This window comes from Paraneptunicella aestuarii, assembly GCF_019900845.1.
GTDB classification, from domain to species: Bacteria; Pseudomonadota; Gammaproteobacteria; order Enterobacterales; family Alteromonadaceae; genus Paraneptunicella; species Paraneptunicella aestuarii.
In genome coordinates this window covers 24,766-37,196 of sequence record NZ_CP074570.1, presented here as the reverse complement: position 1 = coordinate 37,196, position 12,431 = coordinate 24,766, and the positions used below count along the sequence as shown (strand labels likewise).

The window sequence follows — 12,431 nt, the reverse complement described above, 5'->3', positions numbered from 1 at the left end:
AATGTGCCCTCTGTACATTTCGGTTCTGAGTTTCAATCCACGCACCCGCGTAGGGTGCGACATTGCTTGGGCAATCATGCATGGCCTGATTTACGTTTCAATCCACGCACCCGCGTAGGGTGCGACTTTTGCAGCAGCCACGGGGATTGATGCCAATGCGTTTCAATCCACGCACCCGCGTAGGGTGCGACTATACAAGCCATAGCACAAGCCTACTACAACAACGTTTCAATCCACGCACCCGCGTAGGGTGCGACAGCGTCCTCTGTGATACTGATTACAGAAGGGCTGAATGTGGCATTTCCGCTAACCTCTGCAAAAACACCACACGCAAACAATAAAACAGTCCTGAGATTTCTTCAATGTCTTGTGGTTAAAGGCTTGCAGCCTTCCGCTAATCTACCGGGTTTTTAATGAGCACCGCAGGTTAGCGGTAATTGACTAATACCAATCCCATTAAAAACCTAGCCATTTAACTGTGCCCATTTTCTGGTGCATAAAGAGATAACACGATGGGTATCTTTGACAAATGTATTCCAGGCGTCACTACATGCATCCACGATATCTTCATACCCTTCAAATATGCGATTGGATAGTGCGTTCTGACGAAGCCAACTCCATACCTGTTCAACCGGATTCAGTTCCGGCGAGTAGGGAGGAAGCTTTAGCATACGAATATTATCAAACTGTTGGATCGTGTCCTCTGTATGCCATCCTGCGCCATCCATGATGACGACAGCCATTCGCCCCGGTTTAGTACGTTCAGAAATCTGTTTCAAGTGCAATGTCATTGCATCCTTGTTGACCCACGGCGTTATGAGCGCTTCTGTTTCGCCGGTTGCGGGACAGACAGCACCGAAAAGATAGGCATATTCAAATTGTTGCTGTTTGACTGCGCGTGGGCGACTGCCAGTTCTCGCCCATAAACGAGAGGTGGTATTTTGCTGACCAAAGCGAGCTTCATCCTGAAACCAGATATCAACATTGTTCAGAGACAGATGTCCTGGACAAAGTTTGATCACATTAATCTCCAGTTTTTTTAAACTCTTCCTGAGCATTTTGCGATTGCTTTGGATGTTTTGAACGGCTGGAAATCCATGAAAAACCCCATTGATGCAAGAGACGGTAAATGTTGGACATTTTATAATCCACATTCAGATGGCTCGATATCCAGGCTTGGATATCGGCTCCCGTCAGTCTTCCCCCGACATCAGAACGACTATGATATTCAATATAGCGAGATAGCTTTTTTATCTGTTCTGATGACAGCGATGCAGGACGACCGGGAGGAGATTTGGCATCCAGGCCATCAATTCCTTTATCCAGAAAAGCCGCTACCCATTTATTTACACTTGCCCTGCTGACCTTAAGTGTTCTAGCTATTTGTGCTTTGTTCATTCCTTCACTGTAATGAGCCAATGCTAGTAACCTGATCCTTTTAGCTGCGTTAGTTTCCTTTTTGGAAAGCGCTGTGAAATCTATCTTTTTTAGCATCTAATTATCTGTTTTGTCTTCACTGACTTAATTAGATCATACTTTTAATGGGATTGGTATAATTAGGAGCCTGGCAGTGTGCTACTTTACTCGGGCAGTCCCAGCCCTCGCCCTAAAGGGCCATGCTAAAGCATGTTCAAAAACGCTCCTGACGTTTTTGTCACTACGTTCGAGTAGCATCCAGATACACAGTTAAATAAAAAAGCCCCTGTCTTTCGACAAGGGCTTTTTTATTAAATTAGGAGCCTGGCAGTGTGCTACTCTCACATGGGGAAACCCCACACTACCATCGCCGCTAGTACGTTTCACTTCTGAGTTCGAGATGGATTCAGGTGGTACCGTACCGCTATTGCCGCCAGGCATAAACTGTCACAATGTAAAAAAGCTGTCATCAAATTCGAATCAGGACGCTAGTATCAGTATCCTATCAGACTTGCGAAGTCATCATCCAACGCCAAGCGCTACTCGTTCACATTCGTTACTTAAGTCAACTTGGGGTTGTATGGTTAAGCCTCTCGGGCAATTAGTACAGGTTAGCTTAACGCCTTACAACGCTTCCACACCCTGCCTATCAACGTCGTCGTCTACAACAACCCTTCAGGACGGTTAAACCGTCAGGGATGATTCATCTCGAGGCTCGCTTCCCGCTTAGATGCTTTCAGCGGTTATCGATTCCGAACATAGCTACCGGGCAATGCCATTGGCATGACAACCCGAACACCAGCGGTTCGTCCACTCCGGTCCTCTCGTACTAGGAGCAGCCCCCCTCAATCATCCAACGCCCACACCAGATAGGGACCGAACTGTCTCACGACGTTCTAAACCCAGCTCGCGTACCACTTTAAATGGCGAACAGCCATACCCTTGGGACCGACTTCAGCCCCAGGATGTGATGAGCCGACATCGAGGTGCCAAACACCGCCGTCGATATGAACTCTTGGGCGGTATCAGCCTGTTATCCCCGGAGTACCTTTTATCCGTTGAGCGATGGCCCTTCCATACAGAGCCACCGGATCACTATGACCTACTTTCGTACCTGCTCGACGTGTCTGTCTCGCAGTTAAGCTGGCTTATGCCATTGCACTAACCTCACGATGTCCAACCGTGATTAGCCAACCTTCGTGCTCCTCCGTTACGCTTTGGGAGGAGACCGCCCCAGTCAAACTACCCACCAGGCACTGTCCTCACCCCAGATAATGGGGCAAAGTTAGGACATCAAACATACAAGGGTGGTATTTCAAGGATGGCTCCACACATACTGGCGTACGTGCTTCAAAGCCTCCCACCTATCCTACACATGTAGGGTCAATGTCCAGTGCCAAGCTGTAGTAAAGGTTCACGGGGTCTTTCCGTCTAGGTGCGGGTACACAGCATCTTCACTGCGATTTCAATTTCACTGAGTCTCGGGTGGAGACAGCGTGGCCATGGTTACACCATTCGTGCAGGTCGGAACTTACCCGACAAGGAATTTCGCTACCTTAGGACCGTTATAGTTACGGCCGCCGTTTACCGGGGCTTCGATCAAGAGCTTCGCTTACGCTAACCCCATCAATTAACCTTCCGGCACCGGGCAGGTGTCACACCGTATACGTCCTCTTTCGAGTTAGCACAGTGCTGTGTTTTTAATAAACAGTCCCAGCCACCTGGTCACTGCGACCTCCAATCGCTTAGAGAGCAAGTCTCATCACAATCAAAGGCGTACCTTCTCCCGAAGTTACGGTACTATTTTGCCGAGTTCCTTCACCCGAGTTCTCTCAAGCGCCTTAGTATTCTCTACCTGACCACCTGTGTCGGTTTGGGGTACGGTTTGTATGCACATAAGTTTAGAGGCTTTTCCTGGAAGCAGGGCATCTGCAACTTCACTGCCGTAGCAGCTCGTCTCGTGCCTCAGAATTAAGAGTCCGGATTTGCCTAAACTCTCTTCCTACACACTTTCACATGGACAACCAACGCCATGCCTGCATAGCCTTCTCCGTCCCCCCTTCACTGTACATACAAGTACGGGAATATTAACCCGTTTCCCATCGACTACGCATTTCTGCCTCGCCTTAGGGGCCGACTCACCCTGCCCTGATTAGCATGGGACAGGAAACCTTGGTCTTCCGGCGTGGGGGTTTTTCACCCCCATTGTCGTTACTCATGTCAGCATTCGCACTTGTGATACCTCCAGCAAACCTTTCAGTTCACCTTCAACGGCTTACACAACGCTCCCCTACCCAGCATACAAGTATGCTGCCGCAGCTTCGGTGTATAGCTTAGCCCCGTTACATCTTCCGCGCAGGCCGACTCGACTAGTGAGCTATTACGCTTTCTTTAAAGGGTGGCTGCTTCTAAGCCAACCTCCTAGCTGTCTTAGCCTTCCCACATCGTTTCCCACTTAGCTATAACTTTGGGACCTTAGCTGGCGGTCTGGGTTGTTTCCCTCTTCACGACGGACGTTAGCACCCGCCGTGTGTCTCCCGGATAGTACTCACAGGTATTCGGAGTTTGCATGGGGTTGGTAAGTCGGGATGACCCCCTAGCCCAAACAGTGCTCTACCCCCTGTGGTATTCGTCCGAGGCGCTACCTAAATAGCTTTCGGGGAGAACCAGCTATCTCCCGGTTTGATTGGCCTTTCACCCCCAGCCACAAGTCATCCCCTAATTTTTCAACATTAGTGGGTTCGGTCCTCCAGTTGATGTTACTCAACCTTCAACCTGCCCATGGCTAGATCACCGGGTTTCGGGTCTATACCCTGCAACTAAGCGCCCAGTTAAGACTCGCTTTCGCTACGGCTCCCCTATTCGGTTAACCTTGCTACAGAATATAAGTCGCTGACCCATTATACAAAAGGTACGCAGTCACAGAACAAGTCTGCTCCCACTGCTTGTACGTATACGGTTTCAGGTTCTATTTCACTCCCCTCGCCGGGGTTCTTTTCGCCTTTCCCTCACGGTACTTGTTCACTATCGGTCAGTTAGGAGTATTTAGCCTTGGAGGATGGTCCCCCCATCTTCAGTCAAGATAACACGTGTCCCGACCTACTTAATATGTGAATATGATGTCTTCGTGTACGGGGCTATCACCCTGTATCGCTGAGCTTTCCAACTCCTTCCACTAACATCACATCATCGGCTAACCCCCGTTCGCTCGCCGCTACTAAGGGGATCTCGGTTGATTTCTTTTCCTAAGGGTACTTAGATGTTTCAGTTCCCCTCGTTTGCTTCTACACCCTATGTATTCAGGTGCAGATAATCCCTAAGGATTGGGTTGCCCCATTCGGAGATCGTTGGCTATAACGTTTTTTGTCAACTTACCAACGCTTATCGCAGACTAACACGTCCTTCATCGCCTCTAACTGCCAAGGCATCCACCGTATACGCTTTGTCACTTAACCATACAACCCCAAATTACCTAAGTAATTCAGAGTCATAAAGCTGTGACTTCGCCGCTTTCTTGTCAGATAGGATATCTAATTTGCTAGAACCCTAATTCTTTAATACTTACTTGATGATTTTTCAGCTTTTCCACATTGTTAAAGAACATTTAAGGCAAAACCTTAACCAATCAGCACTTGCGCACAAGCACTCATCAGGTTAAGACTCTTAACCCTTGTCTCACAATCACAATAAAACAATCTGTATGGACACTCAGTCAAAAAAGACTAACTTTTCGTAAGGAGGTGATCCAACCCCAGGTTCCCCTAGGGTTACCTTGTTACGACTTCACCCCAGTCATGAAACACAAAGTGGTAATCGCCCTCCCGAAGGTTAGACTAACTACTTCTTTTGCATCCCACTCCCATGGTGTGACGGGCGGTGTGTACAAGGCCCGGGAACGTATTCACCGCAGTATTCTGACCTGCGATTACTAGCGATTCCGACTTCATGGAGTCGAGTTGCAGACTCCAATCCGGACTACGATAGGCTTTAAGGGTTCCGCTCCACATCACTGCTTGGCTTCCCTCTGTACCTACCATTGTAGCACGTGTGTAGCCCATCCCGTAAGGGCCATGATGACTTGACGTCGTCCCCACCTTCCTCCGGTTTGTCACCGGCAGTCTCCTTAGAGTGCCCAACTTAATGCTGGCAACTAAGGACAAGGGTTGCGCTCGTTGCGGGACTTAACCCAACATCTCACGACACGAGCTGACGACAGCCATGCAGCACCTGTCTCAGAGCTCCCGAAGGCACTGAGGCATCTCTGCCAAATTCTCTGGATGTCAAGGGATGGTAAGGTTCTTCGCGTTGCATCGAATTAAACCACATGCTCCACCGCTTGTGCGGGCCCCCGTCAATTCATTTGAGTTTTAACCTTGCGGCCGTACTCCCCAGGCGGTCTACTTAGCGCGTTAGCTTCGCCACGCATCGTTATAAAACAACACACAGCTAGTAGACAGCGTTTACGGCGTGGACTACCAGGGTATCTAATCCTGTTCGCTACCCACGCTTTCGCACATGAGCGTCAGTCTATCTCCAGGGGCCGCCTTCGCCACTGATGTTCCTCCAGATCTCTACGCATTTCACCGCTACACCTGGAATTCCACCCCCCTCTAAACGACTCTAGTTTGCCAGTTCTAAATGACTCTCCCAGGTTGAGCCCGGGGCTTTCACATCTAGCTTAACAAACCGCCTGCGTGCGCTTTACGCCCAGTAATTCCGATTAACGCTCGCACCCTCCGTATTACCGCGGCTGCTGGCACGGAGTTAGCCGGTGCTTCTTCTGTGGTTAACGTCACAGCTGGCAGGTATTAACTACCAACCTTTCCTCACCACTGAAAGTGCTTTACAACCCGAAGGCCTTCTTCACACACGCGGCATGGCTGCATCAGGGTTTCCCCCATTGTGCAATATTCCCCACTGCTGCCTCCCGTAGGAGTCTGGGCCGTGTCTCAGTCCCAGTGTGGCTGATCTTCCTCTCAGAACAGCTAGAGATCGTCGCCTTGGTAGGCCTTTACCCTACCAACTAGCTAATCTCACTTAGGCTTCTCTTTTGGCGAGAGCTAAAAGCCCCCTTTGACCCTCAGGTATTATGCGGTATTAGCAGTCGTTTCCAACTGTTGTCCCCCTCCAAAAGGCAAATTCCTAAGCATTACTCACCCGTCCGCCACTCGTCAGCAAAGAGCAAGCTCTTCCTGCTACCGTTCGACTTGCATGTGTTAGGCCTGCCGCCAGCGTTCAATCTGAGCCATGATCAAACTCTTCAATTAAATATCGAAATAATAAATTTTTGGTTAGCACTCTTCTAACGAGTGCCCACACAGATTGTCTTATTGAATTGTTAAAGAACAGTTGCTTTCGAAGACCCTCTCAGCCTTGACTGAGAACCCCTCGAAGCGGACGCGCATTCTACGTCATTCGTATCATCTGTCAAGCGTTTTTATTTAACTTTTTTCCTTGATGATTTTCTGAAGACGGACATCCTTTTTTCCAGCGTATTGTCAGGGCTATTTGCTCTGTTTTCTGCTGTTCGTCTCAGCGAGGCCGCGAATAATACAGCCATTCTTTTTTGGGTCAACACTTATTTTTAAAAAAACTTTAATATTTATGTGTTTGCTGTTTTATGCGGCAATTAATGCTTTTTTTATACAGTTTTAACTCCCTAAGTCGCGTAATATATGTGCCAGGGGCTAATCTCTTATTAATTTACATGTACAGAGATAGTTAAATAATGGCCTGATTAAATGATGTAATTGGAAGAAAAATGACAGTTCGTTCTTATAAAGGTATTACACCTGTTTTCGGTAAAGAGTGTTATGTAGATGAATCTGCAGTGGTTGTTGGTGATATTACCTGTGGCGACGATGTAAGCTTTTGGCCATTAACCGCTGCTCGCGGTGACGTGAATAAAATTACTATCGGCGATCGCACTAATGTACAAGACGGAACGGTACTTCATGTAACCCGTATAAGTAAAAAGTATCCTAATGGTTTTCCTCTTATTATTGGCAACGACGTGACAATTGGGCACAAGTGTATGTTGCACGGATGCATACTGGGAGATCGTATATTAGTGGGCATGGGTGCCATCATTATGGACGGTGCAGAAGTCGGTGATGACATTATTATTGGGGCTGGTTCTTTAGTTCCACCAAACAAGAAACTAGAACCCGGTCATTTATATGTAGGTAATCCTTGTCAAAAGAAACGAGCGCTTACCGATGAAGAAATTCACTTTCTGGCACAATCATCCTTAAACTACGTTGCCCTTAAAGATGATTACATCGCTGAAAGCCAAGGTTAAATAAAAAACGAAAGAACTAAACAGGCGTGGAAACCTTGTTTCAGGTGATCACGCCATTTCAGCTTTAAGCTTGCGAATAACAGGCTTAATGTCAGGCTTAACACCTCTCCATAAAAAGAAGCTTTCAGCAGCTTGGCCTACCAACATACCTAATCCATCACTGACTTTAATATCTGCGTTATGTCGAGAAGCAAATACCATAAATGATGTCGGCTCTTTCTGGTAGAACATGTCATAGGCTAATTGAGCATTGAAAAACAAGTCGGTATTAATTGCCGGAACATCGCCACTAATACTCGATGATGTACTGTTGATAATAACGTCGAAGATGTCATTCGGAATATCATCATAGCCAGAAGCTGCAATCTTTCCGTAATTAGCAAAGCGAACAGCGATATCGTGCGCTTTACTTTCTGTTCGATTGGCAATGTGTAATGACGCAATACCAGCATTAAACAACGGAATGATCACGCCTTTCGCAGCACCACCAGCGCCAAGTAGTAAAATACGTTTATCTTTTAAAGATCCCAGCTGGCTTTCCAAATCATTCACTAAGCCTGCACCGTCGGTATTATCACCGAGGATTTTTCCTTCTTTATATATAAGCGTATTCACTGCACCTGCGGCTTGCGCTCTTTCCGACAAGCTATCAGCTAATTTAAACGCTTCTTCTTTATAAGGCAGGGTGACATTCGCACCTTTGCCGCCAGCTAGAAAAAAATTCTTCGATTTTCCGGGAAAGTCTTCTTCAACCAGAAAACGTTCATATTCTATTTTCTGCTTTGTCTGCTCGGCGAACATCTTATGTATGCGAGGAGACAAACTGTGCTTTACCGGATTACCGAATACGACATATCTGTCTTCCACAACTACAACTCACTCTCTTGCATAGACAACCAATCTCTTGGTTTTAAGAAAGACTTATAAAGAACCGCTTCTTTTGAACTTTCGTCGGGTTGATAATCATATTCCCAACGAGCCAATGGCGGCATCGACATTAAGATAGATTCAGTTCTTCCGCCACTTTGAATACCGAACAAGGTGCCACGATCGTATAACAAGTTAAATTCAACATAACGACCACGACGATAAAGCTGGAACTCGCGCTCTTGTTCAGTGAAAGGCGTATCTTTGCGTTTTTCTACAATTGGAACATAGGCATCAAGGTAGCCTTGCCCCACAGCTTGCATAAATCCGAAGCACTTCTCAAATTCCCAATGATTCAAGTCATCAAAGAATAAACCGCCGACTCCGCGTGTTTCATTACGGTGTTTCAGGAAGAAATACTTGTCGCACCAATCTTTATATTCCTGATAAACCGATTCACCAAATGGTTCACACAGGTCTTTAGCAACCTGATGCCAATGTTGTGCATCTTCCAAACGAGGATAAAACGGAGTGAGATCAAAGCCACCGCCAAACCACCACACAGGATCTTCACCCGGCTTTTCAGCAATGAAGAAACGCACATTGGCGTGAGAAGTTGGCACATGAGGGTTATTGGGATGAATTACCAATGACACGCCCATCGCCTGAAAGCTTCTACCGGCTAATTCCGGACGGGAAGCTGTCGCGGAAGGGGGTAATTCGCCACCGAACACATGAGAAAAGTTAACACCGCCTTGTTCAAATACCGCACCGCCACGAAGCACACGCGACACTCCACCACCGCCTTGTTCTCGCTGCCATTCGTCGGTTTCAAATTTAGCAACACCGTCTACTTCTTCCAGTTTCTGACAAATCTGTTGTTGTAATCCCAACAGGTAAGCTTTGATTTCTTCGATGTTGATAGTAGACACTTAGTTTCCTCTTATGATTTGTCCATCAAGGGCATTACGGATTTGGCTTGGTTTTTCTGCACCACCTAATTCGCCGTCAATATAAACCACTTTGTCCTGAAAAACCTGCTCGAGTTGCTGGCGATTTTTAATTGCATCCTGTCCGGTTAAATTAGCACTGGTCGATACCAAAGTGCTTTGCACGCTGGCACAAATTGCTTGTACAACAGGATGGGCAGAAACTCGAATGGCAATTAATGGCGAGCCGCCAGTGATCCACTCAGGGGCCTTATCTGATCGAGGTAACAACCATGTAATGAATCCAGGCCAAGTGGCGAGAACGTCTTTTAATTGTGATTCGGATAGCTGTTGAATATCCACATAATCTGCAACTCGCTCCCATGTATCGGCGACTAATATGAGCCCCTTTTCAACGGGTCGTTGTTTTAATTCTAAAAGACGATTTACTGCTTGTTCGTTGAGAGGATCGCAACCCAGTCCAAAAACGGCCTCTGTGGGGTAAGCGAAAACTTGACCTTGATGAAATAATGCGCCAAGTTGCTTAGATTCTGTTGCTAACATGATAAATATGAAGATGTCTGTTTAGTTTGAAAATTACCGCTAGTTTAACTTGAACAATTACTCTGTGATAACCACTTTATGATGGCAATTCCTCTGTGGGCACTCCAACACTTTCTGCGAGCCTGACTTTTTCTCTATCATTATCGGCCAATTGCATTCAGGACAGGGGTGAGCAACCGGAGGGTGATTCAATACATACTTACATTTTGGATAAGCATTGCAGGCATAGAAATTCTTACCAAATTTATTGGTTCGGCTGACCAAATGCCCTTTGCCACAAGACGGACACGGCAACTGAGTATCATCAGTCTTGTTAATAGGTTCATGGTGATGGCATTCAGGAAAATGTGTGCACCCGATAAACAGCCCATAGCGACCTTTCTTGATCACTAGCGTTGCACCGCATTCAGGACAAGTAGAACCTTCGATTTCTTTGATTACTTCAGTAACAGGCAGATTGCTTAAGGGCTTTTTATATTCGCAGGCAGGGTAGTTGAGGCATCCAATAAAAGCGCCATTTTTGCCTCGTTTAATACCCAGTTCGCCATTACACTCTGGGCATTGACCATAGGCTTCCTTTAGCGCCTCTTTGGAACCGGAAAATAATGAGTGGTCAATTTTTGACAAGGTTACACCTTTTGGTCAACGCTGCCAGAATCAACCACTACGTTAAGAAAGATATCAGACTTAGTGTAACGGGCCTTCTGGCATTTCAAATAACAAGTCTTCCATCTGAGCATAGGCATTCTCTTTGCCTGGTACATTGAATAGCACCATCAGAACGACCCATTTCAAATCTTCCAGACAAAACTCTGTGGAATCAATTTCCATCACTCTGTCGATAACCATTTCTCTGGTTGTGGAATCCAGTACATTGACCTGTTCCAGAAACATCAGAAAGCCACGACATTCCACATCCAAACGAATTTCTTCTTCTGGAGTGTATATTCTCATCACCCGGGCAGCCGGGCCTTTGGTTAAATAGGGGTTAATATCACTTTCTTGTAGTTCAGCCAGCTTTTCCAACCACTCAAGAGCTTTATAGATCTCATCATGATGGAAACCGGCACGAATTAACTCTTCAGTTAGTTCATCCTGATCTACACGGAACTCCATTTCGTTATGGATAAAGTTCTCAAAAAGATACATGAGGATGTCAAACATATTTCTAGTCCCCTAATTTAATGTAACCTCCTGGAACAGAGGCTACTAGTCCACGCAACTCGTATTCTAATAATTGTGTTAGCACCACTGATACTGGGAGCCCGCTGCGTTGTGCTACCAGATCAACCGACGTGGTATCATAGTCAACACTATCTAACAATCCGCCTGTTGCCAAGCTCTCTAACACACTTTTTTGCAGGTTTTTTTGTTCGTCTAATACTCTGACATTTACTATGTCGGAAAATTCCTCATGTATGTCAGAGACTTGTTCGACTAACTTGGCACCTTGCTTAATAAGTTGATGACAACCTTTTGCCAACGGGTTATTGATATTTCCCGGTATAGCAAAAACCTCTCGGTTCTGTTGTAAAGCATAGTAAGCCGTTATCAAAGAACCACTTTTTATTGCCGCCTCAACGACCAAAGTACCTAGCGATAACCCACTAACGATACGGTTACGCCGTGGAAAATGCTCCGCGACTGGAGCCGTTCCCGGTAAAAACTCAGAGACCAAACAGCCACCTTGTTCCAGCAATTCATCTGCCAGTTTCCTATGCCGTTTGGGATAGATAACATCAACTCCAGATCCCAATACTGCAATAGTCTTCGATTCCTGAGCAATTGCACCTTTATGGGCAAAGCCATCAATACCCAACGCTAAACCACTGGTAATAGTCCACCCTTTACCTGCAAGTTCTTTTGCAAATCTGAAGCCATGCTGTTTGCCTGCTTCACTTGGATTTCGACTACCCACAATAGCTATCTGAGGCTCATGCAGACTTATTTTGTCTCCATGCACAAAGAGCAACAATGGTGGTGATGAGATTTCTCTCAGCAACTCAGGATAATCTGGGCTGTTAATGGGTAAGATGTAGTTGAATTTATTATTTTCAAGCCATTGGAAGGCTTTTGTGAGTAAATTTTCTGGTGGATGAAGAAAGCTTTGTATCTGAGATTCATCAAATCCGACCCGAGATAAACTCTTTCTATCCATCGACATCAGAGTTTGCAGATCATGCTGACAAAAAGCGGCCAGATTTTTTAAGCTGGCAAAACCAAAGTTCGGGATCATGGCTAGCGTTAGCCAATGACGAAGCTCCTCATAAAAGCGATGAGGATGATAAGGAAATAAATGAATAGATGAATCGAACATCGTTGCCACCTCCCTATGGCATGAATAAAAATCAATT

At 46.2% G+C, this 12,431-nt stretch carries 8 protein-coding genes, 3 rRNA genes and 1 CRISPR repeat array (1 of these 12 running past the window's edge); of the genes, 1 reads left to right on the top strand and 10 read right to left on the bottom strand.

Going from position 1 to position 12,431, the window contains the following annotated elements; all coding sequences use genetic code 11:
- Nucleotides 1-257: a CRISPR direct-repeat array (repeat unit 32 nt; unit sequence GTTTCAATCCACGCACCCGCGTAGGGTGCGAC); it reaches 757 nt to the left of the window's first position.
- Nucleotides 258-464: 207 nt separating this feature from the next.
- From KIH87_RS00150 to KIH87_RS00135, 4 genes are all read right to left on the bottom strand, one after another.
- A protein-coding gene (locus tag KIH87_RS00150) for an IS630 family transposase (RefSeq protein WP_232359522.1) occupies nt 465-1,494 on the bottom strand; the annotation gives its coding sequence in 2 pieces (ribosomal slippage) (nt 465-1,040 and nt 1,042-1,494; 1,029 coding nt in all).
- Between the two features lie 244 nt (nt 1,495-1,738).
- Nucleotides 1,739-1,854: ribosomal RNA gene (gene rrf / locus KIH87_RS00145) — 5S ribosomal RNA — on the bottom strand.
- Between the two features lie 142 nt (nt 1,855-1,996).
- Nucleotides 1,997-4,871: ribosomal RNA gene (locus KIH87_RS00140) — 23S ribosomal RNA — on the bottom strand.
- A gap of 278 nt (nt 4,872-5,149) precedes the next feature.
- Nucleotides 5,150-6,683: ribosomal RNA gene (locus tag KIH87_RS00135) — 16S ribosomal RNA — on the bottom strand.
- The 16S, 23S and 5S rRNA genes sit together here, the layout of an rRNA operon.
- Nucleotides 6,684-7,177: 494 nt before the next feature.
- On the opposite strand from KIH87_RS00135, the gene KIH87_RS00130 reads away from it, so the two are divergent.
- Entirely contained in the window at nt 7,178-7,717 is a 540-nt protein-coding gene (locus KIH87_RS00130) for a gamma carbonic anhydrase family protein (RefSeq protein WP_232359521.1), read from the top strand.
- Between the two features lie 48 nt (nt 7,718-7,765).
- Here the strand turns inward: KIH87_RS00130 and aroE are convergent, their stop codons facing one another.
- From aroE to dprA, 6 genes are read right to left on the bottom strand one after another with little or no spacing between them, the layout of a single operon-like run.
- Nucleotides 7,766-8,584 carry a shikimate dehydrogenase gene (gene aroE, locus KIH87_RS00125; RefSeq protein WP_232359520.1) on the bottom strand — a complete coding sequence of 273 codons (819 nt, stop codon included), beginning with the start codon at nt 8,582-8,584 and terminating at the stop codon, nt 7,766-7,768.
- 2 nt (nt 8,585-8,586) lie between these two features.
- The gene (gene hemF, locus KIH87_RS00120) at nt 8,587-9,516 is read right to left on the bottom strand and encodes an oxygen-dependent coproporphyrinogen oxidase (protein ID WP_232359519.1); all 930 of its coding nucleotides are present in this window, start codon (nt 9,514-9,516) and stop codon (nt 8,587-8,589) included.
- Nucleotides 9,517-10,077: a Sua5/YciO/YrdC/YwlC family protein gene (locus tag KIH87_RS00115; protein WP_232359518.1), complete on the bottom strand. Its 561-nt coding sequence runs from the start codon at nt 10,075-10,077 to the stop codon at nt 9,517-9,519.
- A 57-nt stretch (nt 10,078-10,134) separates the two neighbouring features.
- Entirely contained in the window at nt 10,135-10,704 is a 570-nt protein-coding gene (locus KIH87_RS00110) for a DNA topoisomerase family protein (protein WP_232359517.1), read from the bottom strand.
- Nucleotides 10,705-10,764: 60 nt separating this feature from the next.
- The gene (locus tag KIH87_RS00105) at nt 10,765-11,241 is read right to left on the bottom strand and encodes a DUF494 family protein (protein WP_232359516.1); all 477 of its coding nucleotides are present in this window, start codon (nt 11,239-11,241) and stop codon (nt 10,765-10,767) included.
- Between the two features lie 4 nt (nt 11,242-11,245).
- Complete coding sequence (gene dprA / locus KIH87_RS00100) at nt 11,246-12,394, bottom strand: DNA-processing protein DprA (RefSeq protein ID WP_232359515.1); 1,149 nt, start codon at nt 12,392-12,394, stop codon at nt 11,246-11,248.
- Nucleotides 12,395-12,431: the final 37 nt, after the last annotated feature.